Raw genomic sequence first — 20,861 nt, 5'->3', positions numbered from 1 at the left:
GTGGTGATCATGGTGAGGTCGGTGACCCACAGCCGGTTCGGCGCCTGTGCGGTGAAGTCCCGCTCGACCAGGTCCGGGGCGAGTGTGGCCTAGGGATCGCGGCGCGTGAAGCCGCCCCGGCGTGGGCTGACACCCGCGATCTCGGCCTCGCGCATCAACCGCTCGACCCGCTTGCGCCCCACGTGGACGCCCTCGCGCTTGAGCACGGCGTGCACACGCGGTGAGCCGTAGATCCCGCCCGAGTCGGCGTGGATCTCCTTGATCTGCTCGGTGAGTTCCACGTCCCGGCGCCGGCGTTCGCACGGCTCGCGCTCGGCACGACGTCAGCGGTAGTACGTCGAGGAGGCGATGGAAAGTTCCCGGAGTACGCACTCGACCCCCAGGTGCGGGTGCTCGTCAACGAGCGCAGTCACCTGGGCCGGGTCGGGTCGAGCTGCGCCGCGAAAAAAGCCGAAGCCGTCCGCAGAACCTCGTTGGCCCGCTTGAGCTGGACGTTCTCCTTGCGCAGAGCGGCAAGCTCGGCGCGCTCGTCGGTGGTCAGCCGGTCGTCACGCTCCCCGGCGTCCGCCTCGGCCTGGCGGATCCAGCCGCGCAGAGCCTCCGGATGCACGCCGAGGTCGACTGCGAGCTTCTTGATCTGCGGCTTTGGATCGGCGGTGCGGTACATCCGTACCGCACGCTCACGCAACTCCAGCGAGTACTTTCTGGGGGCAGCCATGGTCGATGTTCCTCTCATGAGTCCCATCTGACCCCCTGTCAACTCACTCCGCATCTCGGGGGAAGCTCGGCCCTCGACAGCCTCCCGAGCCCCGACACGGACACCGACGCCCCGCTGCCTTTGCCGACCGAGCCGGCCAGAAATCTGGCCGCGGCCCGGCTCAGGTCAGCATGGCCGCGAGGTCGGCCAGGCCGTCGGCGATGCGGTCCGGCGGCAGCATCGACACCGGATACCGGGTCGCGCCCCGGCGCAGCCACGCCCCGCTCAGTCCGGCGCGCTGCGCGCCGTCGATGTCCCAGGGATGCACGGCGACCAGCAGCGCCCGCTCTTTCCTGACGGCCAACCGGTCGACGGCGAACTGGTAGGCGGCCGGTCCGGGTTTCCAGCAGCGCGGTGCCGCGACGTCCAAAACGGCCTCGAACAGGTCGCTGATGCCTGCCCGGTCGAGTAGCTGCCGGGTGTGGGCGGCGCTGCCGTTGGTCAGCGTCGCCAGCCGGAACCCGGCCTGGTGCAGAGCACGGACGGCGCCCGGCACCTCGGCGTGCAACGACAGCCGGTCGAAACCGGCCAGGATGTGGTCGGCCGCCTGCTCGGGGTTTCCTCCCCAGTCGTCGAGCCGGTCGGTCAGACTCAGGAGCTGGTCGCGGGCCAGGTCGGCGAAGGGGGCGTAGCCGCCCGCCGCGGTCAGCGCGAAGCCGTCGCGCAGCACGGCGCTGAACCAGGTGGCCTGCAGGCCGGCGGGCAGCCGGCAGTCGGTAAAGCGGGTACGCAGTGCGGACAGGTCGGCGAGAGTCTCGTTCACGTCGAACAGCACCACGTCCGGGGTCGTGACCGGCATGACGGGTCGCTCCTTTTCTGTTCAGGCTCAGCGCAGGGCAGCCAGGGCGTCCTCGACGGCGCGGTGGAAGGTCGGATAGGCGTAGATCATGTGTCGCAGCCTGGTGACCGGGACTTCAGCCTGGACGGCGACGGCGAGCCCGTACAGGACTTCGCCTCCGGTCGGGCCGATGCTGGTGGCGCCCACCAGGACGCCGCGGTCGGCGTCCTCAACCAGTTTGATCAGGCCCTCGTTGCCCGCCTTGTGGATCCAGCCGCGGGTCGAGGAGGGCAGCTGCGTGAGGCCGGTGCGCACGTTCAGGCCCTGCTCGCGGGCCTCGGCCGCGGTCAGGCCGACGGAGCCGATCTCGGGGTCGGTGAAGGTGACCTTGGGCAGCGCCCGGTAGTCGGCGTCAGGGCCGGGGCTGCCGAGGATGTCGCGGACGGCGATCTCGGCCTGGTACATCGCCACGTGCGTGAACGCGCCCTTGCCGGTGATGTCGCCGACCGCCCACAGGCCCTCACCGGCGCGCATCTGCCCGTCCACGGCGACGGCCCGCGCCTGTGGGTCGAGGCCGACGTGCTCAACGCCGAGTCCGGTCAGGTCGACGCGCCGGCCGGTAGCCACCAGCAGCCGCTCGCCCGTCAGCCGGGTTCCGTCGGCGAGCTGCGCCGTGAACCCCGTGGCCGGGTCGTGGTGGATGCGGGTGGCCGCGACGCCGGTGTGGATCTGGATGTCCTGGGCTCGCAGGACGTGGGCGAGGAGCTCGCCGGCCTCCGGTTCCTCCGCCGGAACCAGGCGGTCGAGGGCCTCGATCACGGTGACGCGGGTGCCGAAGCGGGCGAGGGCCTGCGCGACTTCGACGCCGACGGCGCCGCCGCCGAGCACGATCAGCGACGCCGGGGGCTCCTTGATGGCGATCGCGTCCCGGTTGGTCCAGTACGGGGCGGCTGCCAGGCCGGGCACCGGCGGGATCGCGGGGCGGGTGCCGGTGGCCAGCACCACGCCGCGGCGCGCGGTGAACTCGTGTCCGGCGACGCTCACCTGACGCGGCCCGGTCAGGGTGCCGCGGCCTCGCACGAGGCGGCCGCCCTTGCCGGTGAACCGGTCCACCGCGACCTGGTCGTTGAAGTCGTCGGTCGCCTCGTTCCGGATCCGGTCGGCCACCGGCGCGAAGTCGGGCACCACGGTGGCACGGCCGGCCATACCGGGGATGCGGTGGGCTTCGGCGAGCAGGTTGGCGGCACGGATCATCATCTTGCTGGGCACGCAGGCCCAGTACGGGCACTCGCCACCGACCAGTTCTCTCTCGACCCCGATGACGTCCAGCCCGGCGTCGGCGAGACGTTCGGCGACATGCTCGCCGCCGGGGCCCATCCCGATCACGACCACGTCAGTGTGCACAGTCATCTGCGGATCTCTCCTCGTCGGTGCGCAGGGCGTGGCGTCCGCCCGCCCTGGAAACCCGGCGGCACCACCGTGCCTTCCCCCGGACGCCGCCTCCTCCCACCCGCGCGGTCCCTGGCTGCCGCGATTGCCGGCTGCTGCGGGAAGGGCGGGGCGGGATCGGCGGGTTTCCCCGGGGCGGCCCGGAGCGGCCGGCCGTGTACGAGAGGACCGACGCCATGGCCGTCTCCCAGCCCGCCCTGGCCCAGCCCCGGCCGCAGCGCCACCGGGTGTTCTTCGCGGTCATCGTCGCCGCAGTGGTGGCGGCAGACCAGGCGGGGAAGGTATGTGCGGTCGCCCTGCACCAGCGAGCCGGTCACGGGATGGGACTGTTCGGGTCGTCACTCCTGCGCAACCGCGGAGCCTTGTTCGGCGTCGGTGCCGCCTGGACGCTCGCGATCACCCTGCTCACGCTCGCGGCACTGGTGGGACTTGTGGCAGCCGGCCTGCGGGCATGCAGCCGGGGCGCGGTGGTGGCGCTGCTGGCGGGCGGGGCCGCCGGGAATGGGTGGGACCGTCTCGCGCGGGCACCGGGCCCGCTGCGGGGCGCTGTCGTCGACTGGATCCAGCTCCCCGTCTATCCGGCGGTGTTCAACATCGCGGACCTGACGCTGCGGGCGGGCGCGCTGGTGACGGTGGTGCTGGTGCTCCGCACGGCGCGGCCCAGCCCGCCAAGCCACAGCGTCTCCACTGCCGGGTGACCGAGGCCGACCGCTGCTCAGGTGCGGGGCCGGCCCGGCGTCGCCACCAGTCGAGCGAGCCCGGCGGGAAGGTGTGGTTGCCCTCCGGCTTCACGGTGCTCTCGCTCTCGGAGAGGACCTGACCGTTCCAGACGGCGAGGTAGACCTTCGGCTTCTCCTCACCGGGTCGGCCGCGGCGCATCCAGGCGGGACGAAGGAATCCGGCACCCGCCAGTCGTCATTCCCGCCGAGCGCTGGCCAGTGCCCGCGATCGGATGCGCGCTGAGGGGAAGGGTGGAGGTCGGCGACCGGGTTTCCCTGCCCGAGCACCTGACAGCCGGTAGCGAAGGGAAGAGGGCCAGACCATGATGCGAGCGGTGTGGAACGGGGCGGTGATCGCCGAAGCCCCGCGGACCCGGGTGGTGGAGGGCAACCACTACTTCCCCCAGGACGCGGTGCGCCAGGAATTCCTGCGCGGCAGCTCCACCAGGTCGCTGTGCCCCTGGAAGGGCGTCGCCCGTTACTACACGCTCACCGTCGACGGGATGGAAAACCCGGACGCGGCCTGGTACTACCCCGGCCCATGGCCCCTGGCCCGGCTTGTGAGGATCAAGGACCACGTGGCGTTCTGGAACGGCGTAAGGGTTGAGGGAACCCAGGAGCCGAAGCCATGAGGGAGGGCTACGACCTGGTGGTGGTCGGTGCAGGCAGCGCCGGTCTGACTGGGGCCCGCACTGCCGCCCGCCTCGGCGCACGCGTGCTGCTGGTGGAGCGGGCCCGGATGGGCGGGGACTGCCTGTGGACCGGCTGCGTGCCCTCCAAGGCCCTGCTGCACACCGCTGCCGACGTCTCCGCCGCCCGCCGCACCGGCGACTACGGTCTGAAGACCGACCCGGGGCCCGCGGACCTCGCCCTCGTCATGGCCCGGGTCCGCGCCGCGATCGCGGCGATCGAACCGCACGACTCCCCGCGTCGCTGACCCCGCTGGGCATCGACACCCTCTTCGGCCAGGCCCGGTTCACCGGCCCGCGCACGATCGAGGTGGACGGCCGCCCGATCGCCTTCCGCTTCGCGCTGATCTCCACCGGCTCCGCCCCGGCCCTGCCCCCGGTCGAGGGCCTCACCAGCGCACATCCGCTGACCAGCGACACCATCTGGGACCTCCCCGAGCTCCCCGGGCGGCTGGCGGTGCTGCGGCGGAGCAATCGGCTGCGAGCTCGGTCATGCGTTCGCCCGACTCGGCGCCAAGGTCACGATCGTGGAGATGACCGACCAGCTGCTGCCCCAGGAGGAAGGCGATGCCGCCCGCCTGCTGCGCACGCGCCTGGAGACAGACGGTCTTCGTGTGCTGACCGGGGTGGCCGCTGAGCGCGTCGAGCCCGGCGTGCTGCACACCGGGAGCGGACCGGTGCCGTTCGACCGGCTGCTCGTCACCACCGGCCGCACCCCGCGCACCACGGACCTCGGCCTGGCGGAGGCCGGCGTCGAGACCACCACACGCGGCCACGCCAAGGTCGATGCCCGGCTGCGCACCGGCAACCCGCGGATCTACGCCGCCGGCGACGTCACCGAACTCTCGGCGTTCACCCACCTCGCCGGCGTCCAGGCCGCCGCGGCCGTCACCGACGCCCTGCTCGGCGTGCGCCGCCCGATCGACTACCGGGCCGTCCCGGTGGTCACGTTCACCGACCCGGAGGTCGCCCGCGTCGGACTCACCCACGCCCGGGCGCGAGAGCGGTACGGCAGCCGAGCCAGGATCCGAACTTTGCGCCATGACCGGGTGGACCGGGCGGTCTCCGACGCGCGTCCCGACGGCTTCACCACCCTAGTCCTGGGCCCGCGCGACGAGATCGTCGGCGCGACCGTTGTCGCCCCCCGTGCCGGGGAGACCATCGCCCATCTGGCCAGCGCCGTTCGCCTGGGGTGGACGGCATCGACGTACGCGGCCACCGTCCACCCCCACCCCACCTACGCCGACATCTTCTGGGGACTGCGGCTGTACCTGGTGTGCACTCCCGCCGGGATGCCGGTCCTGTGGGCGCTGGCCGATCCGAAGCTCGGCGAGCGCGAGGTGCTGGCCGCGATGCTGGAGGTCGATGCCGAGCTGGTGCGGGTGCGGCCGGGCCTGCTGCTGATCGGCGACAAGGGCTTCGCCTCGAAGTCCTTCGAGCGGTCACCGTCCGCACAGGGCGTCACGCTGCTGCGGCCGTCGAGGAAGAAGGAGATCCTGCGGCCCGGCGAGCCGATACTCAAGAAGGTCCGCCAGCTGATCGAGTCGGTCAACGACACCCTCAAGGGCCAGCTCCACCTGGAACAACACGGCGGGCGCACCGTCGAGGACGTAGCTGTCCGCGTCGCTCAGCGCGTGCTGGCCCTGGCCGCCGCGATCTGGCACAACTTCCCAGCAGCGCGGCCACGGCGAGGAAGCGGAAGCCGGCCGGCTCCCGGTCCATGAGCAGCCGCCAGAGCCCGCACAGGCCGAGCACCATCCCCAGGACCGGCCCCAGGCCCAGGGCCATCAGCGCCAGGTTGCCCGCCTGCCCGTCCCGCTGGGCGACCTCCGCGGCGATCGCCTCGCCCATCCGTAACTGCGGCCAGCCGTGCCGGTGCTGCCACACCAGCGCCGGCGCGACCGACAGGGCCGCAAGCCCCGCGCCCGCCCAGAGCGGCGGCCGGGTGAAGAGCCCGCGCGGCCCGCACAGCAGCGCCGCCACCAGCAGCGCCAGGCAGAACACCACGATCTGGAACTTGATCTGCATCGCCGCCACGACGACGGCCCCCGCGGCGAGCAGCAGCCGGTCGCATGTCACGCCCTCCCGGCGCAGCCGCACCCAGCGCACCACCAGCCACGTCAGCAGCGTCCACAGCGGAACGTCGAGGGCGGCCGTGGACAGCAGCCGCCCCAGCGCGCCGAGGGCCAGGGCGTGGGCGGCCGCGGTCAGCCACTGCGCCCGCCGGTCCCCGCCCAGCTCCCGGGCCAGCAGCGCGGCCAGGACGGTCCCAGCCCCGGTGGCGAGGATCGCCGGAAGCCGCAGCACGCGCAGCGAGCCGGGGTTGAGGGTGTCGGCCAGCAGCGCCAGCAGCGGCACACCGGGCGGCTGGTCGGCGTACCCCCAGTCGAGGTGGCGGCCGGCCGCGATGAAGTACAGCTCGTCGCCGTCGTAGCCGTGGCGGTCGGCGAGCAGGAGGAGCACCGCCGCGGTGCCGGCCGCGATGCCGAGGACCGGTGCCCATGCCGGTGGGGTTCGCGGGGCCGGTGCGGGCGGCCGTGTACGGGGGCGGGTTCGTGTGGGGGTGGTCGCCATGGGTCACCGGTCCGGGAGGTCGCCCTCGCCGGTCTCCAGCCAGTCGCGCTCGGCGTCGGTGAGCCGGTGGGCCGCGGCGGCCAGGGAGTCGCGGACCTCCTTGGGCAACCGGGGCCCGATGAGGGCGACGACCGGGAAGGGCTGGGAGAGGGTCCAGGCGAGGGCGATGCCGGTGGCGGAGATCCCCGTGCGCCGGGCGAGCAGGCGGGCGCGGTGGACCCGGGCGGCGTTGGTCTCGCTGTACCAGCTTTCGGCGAGCGAACTGGTGCGCAACTCGCCGGGGTCGGCGAGCGCGTGCGCGCCGCGGCCCTGGCTGGCCCAGGGGTACAGCCGGACGGCCCCTTCGGCGAGCCAGTCCCGCCAGGCGGGGTCGTTGGAGGTCACGGTGCCCGGGTAGATGGGGTGGACCATGTTGATCAGGCTGTACTGGTTGCTGATGCCGGCGGGCAGCGGCAGGCCGTGCACGCGGGCGTAGGCGACGGCCTCGACGACCCGTTCGAGGGTCCAGTTGGACATGCCGTACGCGCCGATGAGGCCGCGGCCCACGAGGTCGGCGAGGACGGTGACGAACTCCCCTACGGGGACGTCGGTGTTGTCGCGGTGGAGCATGTAGAGCGCGGCGTCGTCGCGGCCCATGCGCTCGAAGCTCTCGGTCAGTTGGGGTTCGACGCGGTCGGGTAGGCACTCCGGGGTGTGCGCGCCCTTGGCCAGCACCCAGACGTCCTTCTCGACGCCGCGCGACCGGGCCCAGGCGCCGAAGGTGCGTTCGCAGCAGCCAGGGCCGTAGGCATGGCCGTAGAGCCAGGCGGTGTCGAAGGCGCGGCCGCCGCCCTCCCAGTACGCGTCGTAGACGGGGAAGCCGCGCTCGTTCTGGCCGAAGGCGGAGGTGCCGAGGAGCAGCGGCGGGCCCTCGGGGCCGGGGGGCGGCGCGGAGGCGGGCCGGGGGGCGGTGGTCATGTGGCTCTCCTGGTGTGTCGGGTTCGTCGGGAGGCGGCGGGCGCCGCACCGCGGTGGTACGCGGCCGGTGCGGCGCCCGTGGGTCCGTCGGCGGACGGGGCGCGAGTCACACCGTGACGGCGACGGCCCGGCGGACCTCGTCGGCGATGTGGTCCAGGTGCCCCTCGGTGAGCCCCGGGTGGGACGGCAGCGCCAGCAGTTCCTGGGACAGCCGCTCGGCGACGGGGAGGGAGACCCCCTTGTGTCCGGCGAACGCGGGCTGCTTGTGCAGCGGGAAGGGGTAGCGCAGCAGCACCGGGACGCCTCGCGAGCGCAGTTCGGCCGCGATCTCCCCGGCCGGGCGGCGGCCGCCGCCCGGCGCCACGCGCACCGCGTACTTCCAGAACGCGTGGGTGGTGCCCTCCGGCTCCACCGGCAGTTCCAGGCCCTCGACACCGGCCAGCCGCTCCGAGAGGCGTGCGGCGTTGCGGCGGCGGGCCTCGACCATCTCGCCGAGCCGCTTGTGCTGGGCCAGGCCGATGGCGGCCTGGACCGAGGTGAGGCGGTAGTTGTAGCCCACCTCGTGTGCCCAGATCATGCCGGGGCGGCCCTCGATGGGGCCCTCGCCGTGGCTGCGCAGGCGGCGCAGCCGCTCCGCGTGGTCCGAGTTGTCGGTGAGCACGGCGCCGCCCTCGCCGCCCGACGTGATCACCTTCTGCTCGAAGAGGCTGACGCAGGCGAGGTCGCCGAAACCGCCGATGGGACGGCCGCCGATCTCGGTGCCCAGCGCCTGCGCCGCGTCCTCGACGACCGGGACGCCCGCCTCGGCGGCGACGGCGGTCAGAGCGGCCATGTCGGCGGCGATGCCGTTGATGTGGACGACCACGATGGCCTTGGTCCGGTCGGTGATCAGCGACTTCACCGAGTCCGGGTCCAGGCAGTGGGTGTCCGGTGTGACGTCGGCTAAGACCGGGCGGGCGCCGAGGTACACGACGGGGCTCGCCGAGCCGATGAAGGTGTGGGCGGGCACGATGACCTCGTCGCCGGGCCCGACGTCCAGGACGTGCAGCGCGAGGTGCACGGCCGCCGTGCCGGTGGACACCGCGACCGCGTGCTCCACGCGCTGGCCGGCGGCCAGGGCCGCCTCGAATTCCTGGACGGTGCTGTTGCCCTGCCCCACCAGGCGGTTGGAGCGCAGGGCCGCCACCGCCGCCTCGATGTCGTCGTCCGTCAGCTGGGGCCACCGCGGTAATTCCTGGAAGGAGCTCAAGGTATGACCTTTCGATTCGGAAGGGGAACGGTCGGGAATGGTCCGGGGGCCGTCGGGCACGGCCGTGGTTCATCGCAGTCCGAGCGCCGCGCACACGGTGCCGAACAGCTCGGTGTTCTCGCGGAGGCCGAGCACCCGGTGCGCGAGCGGACCGCGGGCGGCGACCGGCACGGTGACCCCGGTGTGCTCCTGCGTCCCGCCGGGTCCGGCGGTGGCATACCCGAGCAGCATCCGGCCGCCCTCGTCGGTGACGAGGGTGCTGGACAGCCCGGCTGGCCTGGCGTCCTCGGGCAGGATCTGGGTCGCGTGGCCGTGGTCGGCGGTGACGATCACGAGGGTACGGGGGTGGTGTCCGGCGTACGCGAGGGCGACCGCGACCGCCCTGTCGAACGCCACAGTCTCGCCGATCTGCCCGCAGGGGTCGGCCTCGTGCGCCCGGTCGTCGATCGAGGCGCCTTCGACCTGGAGGAAGAAGCCCTTGCCGGTGGCCCGGTCGCGGCGGGCCGTCAAGTGGCCGAGCGCGGCGCGGGTGGACTCGGCCAGGGTGGGTGTGCCGGCGGGCCGAGCGGGGTTGTGGACGGCGCACCGCTGGGGCGCGGTGCCACCGGGCGCGGCCGGTGTCCCGGTCCATTCCACGGGTAGGTAGTCGGGCGCGAACAGCCCGAGCACGGGCCGGTCGGTGCGGGCCGCCGTCAGTTCCGCCCGGTCGCGCACCACCTGGTAGCCGGCCGCGCGGGCCTGCTCCAGCACCGTACGGCCGCGGTACGGGCCGTCTGTGACGGTCTGTGCGAAGTGGTCGGCACCGCCGCCGAGGAGGACGTCGGGGCGGGCGGCGACCGTCTGCTCCACGACGGAGCCGGCGCCGCCGGCCGCCCGGGTGTCCGCCGGGCACTCGGCCATGTCGGCGGGGCCCTTGCAGGACCGGTCCGTGACGTGGGCCGTCAGGGCGGCGGGGGTCGCGTCGGCGACCGAGGCGGTGGTGACGCTGCCCGTCGCGTAGCCGTGGCGGCGGGCCTTCTCCAGCAGCGTGGGCAGCGGCCGGTTGGTGCCGGGGGTCTTGGAGACCCGTCCGTTGACGGTCCGCCGGCCCGTCGCCCAGGCGGTGGCGCCGGCGGCGGAATCGGTGACGTAGACCGGCCGCCCCCGCTCGTCCACGGAGAAGGTGGTGCGCCGCCCGGTGGTGTCCAGTGTGTCCAGGGCCAGCCTGCCGGCCGCGCCGACGGAGTAGTCGCGCGCCGCGGTGACCTCTGCGTCGCCCATGCCGTCGCCGATGAGCAGGATGACGTTGTCCGCCGGTGCGCGGCCTTGGACGGTGTCCGTGGGTGCGCGGTCCCGGTCCGCTCCGCCCGCCCCGTCGGTGGTGGAGGCGGCGGCGGGCAGGGTGACGAGGACCAGCAGGGCCGCGGCCAGGGCGGCGCCGCGCCGTCCCGGGCGGCGTCCCCGGCGGGTGGACGTGCGGCTCATCCGGCCCGGCCCCCCACGGGCGTGGCCGCGTCGGCGGCCGGTGCGGGGTCCAGGACGACACGGGTGCCGGTCGCGGCGGCACGGCCGGCGGCCGCGGCCACTTCCTGCGCGCGCAGCGCTTCCTCGGCGGTGCAGGGACTGGGGGCACCCCGCGTCACCATGCCGATGAAGTCGTGGATCTCCTGCCGGTAGGCGGTCGCGAAGCGGTCGGTGAAGTCCTGGTACGGGGGACCGGGGGCGGGCGGGCGGCCCGTGCCGTCCTGGCCGAGCAGGCGCAGCGGGGTCCGCGCGTCGAGCCCGACCGCGTAGGAGCCTTCGGTGCCCAGCACCTCGACCCGGTGGTCGTACCCGTGCGGGTCGAGCCGGGACGCGGTGAGCACCGCGCGGGCGCCGTCGGCGAGGGTCAGGGCGGCCGTGGCCACGTCGTACCCGGCGCCGCCCAGCAGCCGGGCCCCGTCGGCCTGCACGGCCACGGTGGGCTGTCCGGTCAGCCAGTGCACGGCGTCGATGTCGTGGATGAGGCAGTCGGTGAAGATGTCGCCGGCCGTCCGTTCGTACGCGCCGGCCGGCGGTTCGTGGTCGAAGGCGGTGCACCGCACGAGCAGGAGGCGGCCGAGCCGGCCCGAGACGATCCTTTCGCGGAGTGCCCGGTAGGCGGGGTCGCAGCGCCGCTGGAAGCCGACGTGCACGCGGGCGTGGGCGAGAGCGCCGACCAGCTCGCGGGCCTCGGCCACGTCGGCGGTCAGCGGTTTCTCGCAGAACACCGGCACACCCGCCCGTGCCGCGGCCAGCAGCGGGGCCCGCCGCTGTGTCGCCGGGGTCGCCACGACCAGCGCGTCCACGCCGGCGACGACCTCGGCGAGTGTCCGCCGCACCGTCACGCGGGACCCGGTCTCCTCCGCCAGGGCGCGGGCCAGCCGGTGGGCGCCGTCGGGGTCGACGTCGTGCACCACCACGGCCGGTGGGTCGGGAAGCTTCAGGAGCGTACGGGCGTGCAGTTGGCCCATGCGGCCGGCCCCGACGATTCCCACTCTCATCGAAAGTCTCCGTAACAGCCCGTCGGCGCCCCCGGGAGGAGTGCCGGTATGAGGTCCTGCGTCAGTCAAGTACGGCGGCCCACCGGGGGTCGGTCACGTCCACGCCGGAGGAGGTGAGCTTGGTGCGCAGCTCCTCGCGCAGCCCCGCAAGGTCGGCCTTGGACTGGCGCAGACTGGCGGCGAGCCGGGTGCTGCGGGTCCGGTAGCCCGAGGGGGCGTCCGGCCGTTTGTTGAAGTCCTCCAGCAGGAGGGCGTCGACATGCGCCGACCAGGGCAGCTCGTGGATGCCCGCGGCTATCTCACTGGGCCGCAGCCGGTGCCAGTAGGAGATGCCGCCGGCGTGGACCAGCTGGGGGGCGAAGACCTTGGTGCCCGGGTAGTGGTGGAAGTGGGCGATCCTCAGGCCCGCGGCCAGGGCCATCAGCTGGTAGAACATCAGCCCGTCGAAGACGACGCGGATCACCTCGTTGCCGTTGTGGAGGTGGTGATGGCGCTCATGGCTGCGCACCTCCCGGCCGTCGTCGAGGACGTCCACCACTCCGCCCTGCGGGAAGGGCAGCCGGGGACCCTCCAGGGCCATCACCCGGGCCAGTGCCCGCTCGTGGTGCGGCTCGATGAGCCGTACCGTCGCGCCGTCGATCTCCTTCTCCGGCCCCGGGGGGACGTACGCGTACGCGGCGGGCGTGACGGGGCCGCCGATGGCGCGCTCGATCTCGGGGCGCGCCCGGGGGTCCAGGGCCAGGAAGGGCGGCGCGGCCAGGGGGATGGGGCCGTAGCTGAGCGGGCCGCTGACCGCCACGCCCGGCTCCAGTCCGTCCGTGCAGCGGTCGAACCAGTCGGTGTCGGTGACGAAGCAGTCGACGTCGACGATGCCGAACGGCCGGTCCACGTTGCGCAGCAGGAGCTCGAAGATCTCGTGGCTGCCGACCCGGTCGTCCATGTCGAAGACGGGCAGGCCACCGCTCATGCGGTCGCGCAGCTCGGTCTCCTCGGCGTTGAGCGCGGAGCACACGAAGACGCAGTTCAGCCGCTCGGGGACGAAACGCAGGAAGTGGTGGACGACGTGCAGCAGGCCGGAGGAGAAGAAGCAGAACCACGGGGGGCGGTCGGCCGGGAGCCCGGCCAGGAACTCCCGGAAGCGGTGGTCGAGGTGTGTCAGGGACTCCCCGGGGCGTGTGTCGCCCGGGGGCTTCCCGGTCGGATCGGAGGTCATCACCATGTCAGGGCCATTTCGTCGTGGCGCGGGAGCCGGCCGGGGTTCAGACGACGTCCCAGTACTGGCCGAGCAGGAAGGGCAGTCCGTAGGACACGGACGTCTTGCCGTTGGGCTGGTACGCAGACCGGGGCAGCGTGCGGAAGTCGATGCTGACCCGGCTGATTTCGGTGTCGTTGACGACGTTCCCGTGCCAGGAGTTGGCGCCGTCGAAGACGATCACCTCGCCGTACTCCGCGTGCACCGGCTCGTTGTCGATCCACAGGGTGTTGTTGCCGAAGGCCCGGGTGACCGGCACCCAGTAGTTGACCTCCGCCGGGTCGTGCCCGAAGTCGCGGTCGCGGTGCCAGGAGCCCACGGCGACGGAGTTGCGCAGGTGCACGCGGAAGGTGGGCACCCGCTGGAGGTAGACGTCGTCGACCGTGTCGCCGAGCAGGTGCCGTGCCAGCGTGCGGTACGCGGGCGAGACGATGTCGAAGTTGTCGTAGAAGTGCTTGTGGTACGGCGTGCTCTGGTCGGTCTCCCGGGTGGCGAGCCACTCACTGGCCGCCAGGCCCTCCAGGTCGTCCACCTTCAGCACCTCGCGCACGAGGTCGGCGAGGGGGATCTGGGTCACGTCATAGCAGAGCCTTGTGTACTTGGCCATGTGTTCTCCTCACACCAGCATGCGGCCACGCAGGCGCTTGCACCGCCGGTACCAGCCGCCGACCAGTTCGTCGATCACCGGGTCGCCCGTCTCCCCGTCGCTGACCTCGTGGGCCCGGCCGGCAGCGCGCACCGCCAGCCGGCGGGCGGCGAGCCGCAGGGGGATGGTGGGGATGGTGAGCCGCTCCAGGTGGTTGCCCAGCCGCTCGAGCGTGCTGAGGTCGAAGAACTCGCGCTGCCAGCGCAGTTCGTTGTGGCGCCAGTCCTTCAGACCGTTGAACCCGCGGCCGTCGTTGTGGTGCATGACGTCCTGGAGGTCCTGGACGATCACGCGCTTGCCAGCGGCACGGACCAGGGTGGCGAGGATGACGCCGAGCCCCTCGAAACCGCGGTAGTGCCCCTCGGGGAAGCGGATGTTTTCGATGGTCCAGCGGTTGACGCACAGGATGACGTCGTCCACGGCGTGGACCTCGTAGCGGTCCGACCCGTAGTCGTGGACCTTGTCGTAGTCGGTGACCCGGCCGCGTCTGGTCTCCTTCTCGTTCCACCAGGCCAGCGAGACGGTGTCGGAGCCGCCGACCGAGCCGAGCATCCCCACGGAGTCGTCCTCGAACACCGGCTGTGCCACCTCGGCCGGGTTCTTCCGCAGCTCGACGTCGTCGTGGAGCATCACCAGCCCGGTGATGTCGGAGTTGGCGGCCGCCTGGTCGAACATGGCGTTGTACGCCGAGAACAGTGAACGCTGGTTGCGCATGGTGAACACCGGGCTGCCCGGTGTCCGGACCCGCTCGATACCCGGCAGGCAGATGCGCTCGAACAGATTGCCCGGGCCTACGCAGACGCCGTAACCGATCACGTGGTCAACCTCCCTTGGCGGTAGCGGACGTGGCGGGACATCAGAACCGGTAGGTCTCCAGTGAGCCGGTGCGGCGGACGTCGAGCGTGGCGCAGTGGAAGCCGCCGCCGAGGGTGCGCGAGTGGGTGAGCTGGAGCGGCAGCACGTCCATCCCGTGCTTCTCGAGCAGCTTGATCAGGCCGGTCTGCCGGCGGTCCACGACGGCCAGGTCGGGTCGCACCACCAGCAGGTTCATGCCGATCCACACCGAGCAGTGCGGCTTGTCGCCGGTGAAGCCGATGTCCACCAGCTCCGGGCAGGTGATGGTCTCCCACGACCGCAGGAAGTCGGGCATGTTCCGGTCGTTCACCCGCGAGGGGTTGATCAGCACGAGGCCGGGCCGCAGCGGCACGATGGTGGAGTCCACGTGGGTGGACGCGTACAGCCCCCGGCAGGGGTGCACCGTGTAGGTGTCGCCGACCGCCGACTGGAGCCACTTGGCGCCGAGTTCGTTGCCGCTGTCGGACACCAGGTAGAGCAGGTCGGTGCCGAAGCGCAGCACGTTGGCGGCGTCGAACACCGGCTCCACGTCGGTCAGCCGCTCACCGGCCGGGGCCTGCGGGTCGTAGGAGGCGTCGGTCAGCCGCGGCTTGGGCGCGGACAGCCACCGGGCCCCGCTGGCGAAGTAGTCCAGCAGGATGTCCTTGTAGGCGAGCGACTCCAGGAAGCGGGCGCGCAGCGCCATCGGGGTTTCGATGACGGTCCGGCCGATGGACAGCAGCCCGTCGCGCGGGCAGTAGTCGTGGAAGCCGTCCGTCTCCCAGTCGGGGGTCCTGATCAGTGCCGCGTTGTCGCGGGCCTGGGGCCGGCGCACCGTGACCCCGAGCTTGGTCAGCTCCTCCACCAGGATCTGGAGTTCCTCCTCGGTCTCCTTCACCACCCGATCCGGGTAGGCGCCGGAGGGAACCTGGTCCTGGCTGTCGTACTCGCTCGCGTACTCCACCGCGAAGACGCTGCGGTCGGCGCGGGGGACACGGGCGCCCACCGCCGTGCCGACGATGATCTCCTCCAGCGGGTCCCATTCGTTGTGCACGTTGACAAGGCTCATGACACTCCTCACGTGGATGGGCAGGGGGTGCGACGACCGGTGACCGGTGCGGCGTGGACCGGCCCGCGGCGTGGGCCGCCGGCCCCGGGGCGCGGCGGTGGGGCGGAAGACGGGCCGGGACGTGTGCCGGCCGCCGGGAACGGCCCGGCAGGCACGGCGTACGACGGGAGGTACGGAAGGAACGGCGGGAACGGCCTCGACGGTGCCGATGGGCGTTCGGGCCCCGCTCCGGGGAACCGCGCGGGATTCCGGTGCGACGTTCCTCAGCGGTGCCGCCCGGACCACCGGACCGCCTGAAGGCTAACAACCGCCGCCTCGATCCGCGACCGTGTCCAGCGCCGCTCCGCGCTGTCTCGGACGAGATCGCCACCTGGGCTTTCCCGGGCACGCGGTCAACGCCCGCGCAGCGCGCCGCCTTCCGCACCGGCGGGCGGCGCGCGGTGCACGGGGGTCCGGGCGACGCGATTGGGGAGTCCGGGCAACGCCAAGTACGCGACGCGCACCCGGGTGGGTGCGCGTCGCGTTCAGCGGCGTACGGCTCGTGCGGCCGGTGTGCCGTGGGGCGTGTGCCGGGTCAGCGGCGCGACAGCGCGTCGGCCACGGCGGTCTGCGACGGGTCGATCGTGGTCCGCCCGTCCTCGATGTCCCACAGCGTGTTCTGGAGCAGCCGGCCCAGGGTCCAGCCAGCCGCGCGTTCGCGGTCCAGTCCCAGCGCCTCGGTCAGCAGGTCGAAGCGCCGGCGGACCACCCGCAGGGGGTCCCCGGCCGCCACGAGTTTCTCCCAGCCCGTGTCCAGCGCGGGCCACAGGTCGAAGCCCGGGTCACCGGCCAGGGGTTCGGGGTCGATGGCCAGCCAGGGTTCACGCTCGGCGGCCAGCACGTTGTCGTAGTGCAGGTCCCAGTGCAGCATCCGGCCCCCCGGCTCGCCCACCAGCTCGGTGACGACCGACGCCCAGGCGCGCAGGCGCTGCCGGTCGGCCGGGTCCGCCAGCGAGCCGACGGCCTCGGGCACGGCCTCCAGCATCTCGCGAGCGATCCCGCCGAGACCGCGCAGCCCGTCGGGTGCCGGGACGGAGTGCAGCCTTTCCAGCAGGCCGGCCAGGGTGCGCATGGCCACGTCGTCGTCCTCGACGGACGCCAGGGTGCGCGAGGCGTCCAGGCGTTCCAGCAGCATGGCGCTGCTCACCGGGTCGTGGTCGAGCAGCCGCACGACGCCGTTGCCGTTCCAGGCGCGCAGCCCGGTCAGCGCGGCGGTCGTCTCCTCGCGGGGCATCTGGAGCTTGAGCGCGGCCCGGGTGCCTTCGGCGCGCCGTACGGGCACCACGAGCGAGGCCTCACCGGAGGCGACGCCGCCGTCCCGCTTCAGCTCCCACCGGCTGAGCAGTTGCGCGACCAGGGCGGGCAGGGCGGTGATCCAGGCCCGTTCCTCCTCACCACCGTTCCTCGTCAGGGACGCGGCCAGGGCGTCGGGGACTTCGATTGTTTCCGGCGTACTCATCGGTCTTTCCTTCACGGGGGAGTTGCCCGCCGCGGCCCGGCCGTGGTGACCCGAGCGGGCCCCCGCCGGCAGGGCCGGGCGGTCTACAGGGTCGCGCGGTGTGCGCGTGGCCGGCCGCGGGGCCGGGGTTCTCGGGGACGCCGTCCGTGGCCGTGCCCGAACACCTCACCGTAGGCCGGCCCGGTGCAGGGGGGCGTCCGTGTCGCCGTCGGTGACGTCCGGAGCCCGCTCGTCGGTCCTGTCGGCGTCGGCCCGCTCGAGCTGTTCGGCCACGCGCTGCCATATCTCGGCGCAGCCCCGGGCGAGTTCGGCGATGACCTCGGCGCGGTGCGGCGGCACGTTGCCCAGCAGCCGGTCCCAGTCCTGGCTGCGCACGGCCACCACGTTGAGCCAACGCAGCAGCACCCGGCCGTCCTCGGTGAACCGTATGGACGGGTCGCGGCTGAGGTGACGCAGCATCAGGGCCCGTGAGGGGGCGGTCTCCTCGGCCCGCTCGACGCGGGCCGGTGGCTGTTCGGCGACCGCCGGCCTCTCCCGCGCACGGTCGCGTCCAGGCAGCGGGCTCTCGCCCCGGCGCAGCCGCTTGCGGACGTCGGAGGCGGTGCCCAGGGACACCCCGGCCTGGGCGGCGATCTGACGCAGCGGCGCCGTGGGGTTCTCCTGGATCAGACGGCCCGCCAACTGCCGTCCCTCCGTGGCGTCCAGGGGGCGGGTCCGCCCGTCTCGGCCGACCCGTACGTTCGACTGTGTAACTCCCGCGGTCGAACAGGACCGCAGGGTTCCCACCGTTTTCGCCGAGAGGCCGGTCGCCCGTCCGATGGCCCGGTCGGACCAGAGCGGATGGCTGGTGAGGATGCGGCTCGCGGCGGCCTTTCGGTCGTCGAGGGAGAGCGGCAGGCCGTGGGCGATGTTCGCTTTGACCGCGAGGACGAATGCCTCTTTCTCCTCCCCCTCGAAGTACCGGACCGCGATCTCGGTGGCGCCGCGGAGTCCGGCGGCCCGCAGCCGGTGCATGCCGTCGATCACCCGCAGCGTGGAGCGCATCACCACAATGGGAGGAAGTTCCGCTCCGGATTCTGCGAGAGTGCGAATGTGTTCGGCATCCTCGCCGGAGCTGCGGGGGGAGTCGGAGGCCCGGAGCGAATCGATCGGCACCATGACCACGTCGGACAATTGGAAGCTGTTCTCGTCGGATTCTCCCAGGCATCCCATTGGCTGGTCACGCGCTTGAACAGGACTGTTACCTAAAACAGGCTCCACTACCTATCCTTTGGTCGCCGGCCATTCACGGCAGCACGGGTCCGGGCCTTCTCTCTTTCGCCCGGCATATGCTTAACATCCATGAACGTTTGAGTAAAGTAGCCCTAAGCGGCCGAAAGGCGACCCCGGGGCGGGCGGGTCACTCACCGGCGCGGGCACCGTCGCCGCAGGGCGGACCGGCAAGACAGGGGGTGCCGGACAGGGCCGCGGGGACGACGGCCCGGGTCATGCACTCCTTTCCGGCCACTGCCGACGATCGATCAGTCGTCCTCGTCAACGCCCTCTTAACGCAAAAGGATTCATCGCGCGGCGGGAAAACGTCACACCGTCCGCCGCCCCCGCCGCTGTCCGGCGGCGCGACCTCTCCCGCGGCAGCGCCGCGCACCCGTGTTCCCACGCCCCCGTGTTCCCAAGACCACACAGGGAGAACGACATGAAAGCGCTCGTACTGGCCGGCGGAGCGGGCACGCGCCTGAGGCCCATCACGCACACGTCCGCGAAGCAGTTGGTGCCGGTGGCCAACAAACCCGTCCTGTTCTACGGGCTGGAGGCGATCGCCGCGGCCGGCATCACCGATGTCGGTATTGTCGTCGGCGACACCGTCGGTGAAATCACCGACGCCGTCGGGGACGGTTCGAAATTCGGTCTCGACGTGAGTTACATACCGCAGCCGAAACCCCTGGGACTCGCGCACGCCGTCCTGGTCGCCCGTGATTACCTGGGCGAGGACGACTTCATCATGTATCTCGGCGACAACTTCGTGGTGGGGGGCATCGAGAAACCCATCCGGGACTTCCGCGCCGCCCGGCCGGACGCGCATCTGCTGCTCACCCATGTGTCCGACCCCCGGTCCTTCGGCGTGGCCGAACTGGACGCCTCGGGGCGGGTGTGCGGGCTGGAGGAGAAGCCCACCCACCCCAAGAGCGACCTGGCCCTGGTCGGGGTGTACCTCTTCTCCCCCGCCATCCACGAGGCCGTGCGGGCCATCAGGCCCTCGTGGCGCGGGGAGTTGGAGATCACCGACGCGGTGCAGTGGCTGATCGACGCCGGCCGGGACGTGCGCTCCACGCAGATCACCGGCTACTGGAAGGACACCGGCAACGTGGCCGACATGCTGGAGGTGAACCGGCTCGTGCTGGAGGCGACCGAGCCGCGCTGCGACGGCCTGGTGGACGAGCACAGCAACCTCATCGGCCGCGTCCGGGTCGAGGAGGGCGCCGAGGTACGCAACTCCCGGGTGGTGGGCCCCGCCGTGATCGGTGCGGGCGCGGTCGTGGCCGGCTCGTACGTGGGACCGTTCACCTCCATCGCCGAGGACTGCCTCGTGGAGGACAGCGAGGTCGAGTTCTCCATCGTGCTGCGCGGCGCCTCCATCAGCGGGGTGCGGCGCATCGAGGCGTCGCTCATCGGCCGCCATGTGCGGGTGACGTCCGCGCCGCCGGTGCCGCACGCCCATCGCCTCGTGCTCGGCGACCACAGCAAGGCGCAGATCTCCTCCTGATGCCTCCCGACCCCGACCCGTTCCGACCGGAAGGCGGAAGCCCGTTCCCATGACCACACATCTGCTCGTCACCGGGGGAGCCGGTTTCATCGGTTCCCACTACGTCCGCACCCTGCTCGGCCCCGACGGCCCGCCCGATGTGGTGGTGACCGTGCTGGACGCCCTGAGCTACGCCGGCAATCCGGCCAACCTGGCAACCGTGCGCGACCACCCCCGGTACCGGTTCGTGCACGGCGACATCTGCGACGCGGCGCTGGTCGACCGGGTGATGGCCGGCCAGGACCAGGTCGTGCACTTCGCCGCCGAGTCCCACGTGGACCGCTCCCTGGTCGACGCCGCCGCCTTCGTACGCACCAATGTGCACGGCACCCAGACGCTGCTGGACGCGGCGCGGAGGCACGGGGCGGCGCCGTTCGTCCAGGTGTCCACCGACGAGGTCTACGGGTCCATCGAGCACGGCTCGTGGACCGAGCACGAACCGCTGCGGCCCAACAGTCCCTACTCCGCCTCCAAGGCGTCCGCCGACCTGCTGGTGCTGGCCCACCACGTCAGCCACGGCCTGGACGTGCGGGTGACCCGCTGCTCCAACAACTACGGGTCCCACCAGTTCCCGGAGAAGCTGGTCCCCCGCTTCATCACCCTGCTGATGGACGGACACCGGGTGCCGCTGTACGGGGACGGGCTGCACGTGCGCGAGTGGCTGCACGTCGACGACCACGTACGGGGCATCGAGGCGGTCCGCACCCGCGGCCGGGCCGGCCGGGTGTACAACATCGGAGGGGGCACCACGCTGAGCAACAGGGAGCTGGTGGGGCTGCTCCTCGAGGCGTGCGGTGCCGACTGGAGCAGCGTGGTGCACGTCGAGGACCGCAAGGGGCACGACCGGCGCTACTCGGTGGACTCCACCCGGATACGGCGGGAACTGGGCTTCGCGCCGGCCACCGGCCTGGCCGAGGGGCTGGCCGCCACCGTCGCCTGGTACCGGACGAACCGCTCCTGGTGGGAGCCGCTGCTCCCGGCCGGCTCGCTGCCCGCCTAGTACTCCAGTGCGGTTTCGTGATCTATCCAGCGGGTTCGTCGGTGGACCGTCGTTGGTAGTGGCTGCGTCGGGCTGTTGCCTGGTGGCGT

At 72.5% G+C, this 20,861-nt stretch carries 20 protein-coding genes and 1 pseudogene; 6 read left to right on the top strand and 15 right to left on the bottom strand.

The features are described from left to right. Positions 1–89 precede the first annotated feature (89 nt). The 4 genes from HDC93_RS34970 to HDC93_RS34955 all read right to left on the bottom strand — a co-directional run bounded on the left by HDC93_RS34970 (position 90) and on the right by HDC93_RS34955 (position 2,945). Entirely contained in the window at positions 90–281 is a 192-nt protein-coding gene (locus HDC93_RS34970) for an IS3 family transposase (RefSeq protein WP_185014848.1), read from the bottom strand. 128 nt (positions 282–409) lie between these two features. Further along, the gene (locus HDC93_RS34965) at positions 410–718 is read right to left on the bottom strand and encodes a transposase (protein ID WP_181802966.1); all 309 of its coding nucleotides are present in this window, start codon (positions 716–718) and stop codon (positions 410–412) included. A gap of 160 nt (positions 719–878) precedes the next feature. After that, on the bottom strand, positions 879–1,556 hold the full coding sequence (locus HDC93_RS34960) for a haloacid dehalogenase type II (RefSeq protein ID WP_185014847.1): 678 nt from the start codon (positions 1,554–1,556) through the stop codon (positions 879–881). A gap of 27 nt (positions 1,557–1,583) precedes the next feature. Continuing rightward, complete coding sequence (locus HDC93_RS34955) at positions 1,584–2,945, bottom strand: NAD(P)/FAD-dependent oxidoreductase (protein ID WP_185014846.1); 1,362 nt, start codon at positions 2,943–2,945, stop codon at positions 1,584–1,586. Positions 2,946–3,139: 194 nt separating this feature from the next. Here HDC93_RS34955 and HDC93_RS34950 point away from each other — a divergent pair, with 194 nt between their 5' ends. The 4 genes and pseudogenes from HDC93_RS34950 to HDC93_RS39475 form a co-directional block, all read left to right on the top strand. Next, a complete protein-coding gene (locus HDC93_RS34950) occupies positions 3,140–3,682 on the top strand; it encodes a signal peptidase II (RefSeq protein WP_185014845.1) in 543 nt (180 codons plus the stop codon). A 344-nt stretch (positions 3,683–4,026) separates the two neighbouring features. After that, positions 4,027–4,335 carry a DUF427 domain-containing protein gene (locus HDC93_RS34945; protein WP_185014844.1) on the top strand — a complete coding sequence of 103 codons (309 nt, stop codon included), beginning with the start codon at positions 4,027–4,029 and terminating at the stop codon, positions 4,333–4,335. Beyond that, complete coding sequence (locus HDC93_RS39480) at positions 4,332–4,640, top strand: FAD-dependent oxidoreductase (RefSeq protein WP_185014843.1); 309 nt, start codon at positions 4,332–4,334, stop codon at positions 4,638–4,640. Before HDC93_RS34945 ends, HDC93_RS39480 begins: the two co-directional genes overlap by 4 nt. 225 nt (positions 4,641–4,865) lie before the next feature. Further along, positions 4,866–5,585 (top strand): annotated as a pseudogene (locus HDC93_RS39475) (FAD-dependent oxidoreductase); the annotation flags it as partial. Positions 5,586–5,952: 367 nt separating this feature from the next. On the opposite strand, the gene HDC93_RS34935 reads toward HDC93_RS39475, so the two are convergent. The 11 genes from HDC93_RS34935 to HDC93_RS34885 all read right to left on the bottom strand — a co-directional run bounded on the left by HDC93_RS34935 (position 5,953) and on the right by HDC93_RS34885 (position 18,130). Beyond that, a complete protein-coding gene (locus tag HDC93_RS34935; protein WP_221517512.1) occupies positions 5,953–6,966 on the bottom strand; it encodes a glycosyltransferase family 39 protein in 1,014 nt (337 codons plus the stop codon). A gap of 3 nt (positions 6,967–6,969) precedes the next feature. Then, positions 6,970–7,923: an aldo/keto reductase gene (locus HDC93_RS34930; protein ID WP_185014842.1), complete on the bottom strand. Its 954-nt coding sequence runs from the start codon at positions 7,921–7,923 to the stop codon at positions 6,970–6,972. A gap of 106 nt (positions 7,924–8,029) precedes the next feature. Then, positions 8,030–9,172: a DegT/DnrJ/EryC1/StrS aminotransferase family protein gene (locus tag HDC93_RS34925; RefSeq protein ID WP_185014841.1), complete on the bottom strand. Its 1,143-nt coding sequence runs from the start codon at positions 9,170–9,172 to the stop codon at positions 8,030–8,032. A gap of 69 nt (positions 9,173–9,241) precedes the next feature. Beyond that, a complete protein-coding gene (locus HDC93_RS34920) occupies positions 9,242–10,636 on the bottom strand; it encodes an alkaline phosphatase (protein WP_185014840.1) in 1,395 nt (464 codons plus the stop codon). Beyond that, positions 10,633–11,673, bottom strand: a complete 1,041-nt coding sequence (locus tag HDC93_RS34915; protein WP_185014839.1) for a Gfo/Idh/MocA family oxidoreductase — start codon at positions 11,671–11,673, stop codon at positions 10,633–10,635. The genes HDC93_RS34920 and HDC93_RS34915 overlap by 4 nt, the downstream gene beginning before the upstream one ends. 61 nt (positions 11,674–11,734) lie before the next feature. After that, a complete protein-coding gene (locus tag HDC93_RS34910; protein ID WP_185014838.1) occupies positions 11,735–12,892 on the bottom strand; it encodes a dTDP-dihydrostreptose--streptidine-6-phosphate dihydrostreptosyltransferase in 1,158 nt (385 codons plus the stop codon). Positions 12,893–12,932: 40 nt separating this feature from the next. Continuing rightward, positions 12,933–13,532 carry a streptomycin biosynthesis protein StrG gene (locus tag HDC93_RS34905; RefSeq protein ID WP_185014837.1) on the bottom strand — a complete coding sequence of 200 codons (600 nt, stop codon included), beginning with the start codon at positions 13,530–13,532 and terminating at the stop codon, positions 12,933–12,935. Positions 13,533–13,541: 9 nt separating this feature from the next. Next, a complete protein-coding gene (locus tag HDC93_RS34900) occupies positions 13,542–14,387 on the bottom strand; it encodes a glycosyltransferase (protein ID WP_185014836.1) in 846 nt (281 codons plus the stop codon). Between the two features lie 40 nt (positions 14,388–14,427). Further along, positions 14,428–15,474 carry an inosamine-phosphate amidinotransferase 1 gene (locus HDC93_RS34895; protein ID WP_185014835.1) on the bottom strand — a complete coding sequence of 349 codons (1,047 nt, stop codon included), beginning with the start codon at positions 15,472–15,474 and terminating at the stop codon, positions 14,428–14,430. A 574-nt stretch (positions 15,475–16,048) separates the two neighbouring features. After that, on the bottom strand, positions 16,049–16,972 hold the full coding sequence (locus HDC93_RS34890) for an APH(6)-I family aminoglycoside O-phosphotransferase (protein ID WP_185014834.1): 924 nt from the start codon (positions 16,970–16,972) through the stop codon (positions 16,049–16,051). Between the two features lie 165 nt (positions 16,973–17,137). Then, positions 17,138–18,130, bottom strand: a complete 993-nt coding sequence (locus tag HDC93_RS34885; protein WP_260419938.1) for a ParB N-terminal domain-containing protein — start codon at positions 18,128–18,130, stop codon at positions 17,138–17,140. 535 nt (positions 18,131–18,665) lie between these two features. Here HDC93_RS34885 and HDC93_RS34880 point away from each other — a divergent pair. Further along, complete coding sequence (locus HDC93_RS34880) at positions 18,666–19,733, top strand: glucose-1-phosphate thymidylyltransferase (protein ID WP_185014832.1); 1,068 nt, start codon at positions 18,666–18,668, stop codon at positions 19,731–19,733. Positions 19,734–19,782: 49 nt separating this feature from the next. Then, entirely contained in the window at positions 19,783–20,772 is a 990-nt protein-coding gene (gene rfbB / locus HDC93_RS34875; RefSeq protein WP_185014831.1) for a dTDP-glucose 4,6-dehydratase, read from the top strand. Positions 20,773–20,861: the final 89 nt, after the last annotated feature.

This window comes from Streptomyces sp. AK010, from assembly GCF_014207295.1.
In the GTDB taxonomy this organism is placed as follows: Bacteria; Actinomycetota; Actinomycetes; order Streptomycetales; family Streptomycetaceae; genus Streptomyces; species Streptomyces massasporeus.
The sequence above is the reverse complement of the archived record's forward strand: the minus strand, read 5'-3'. Positions and strand labels throughout refer to the sequence as shown.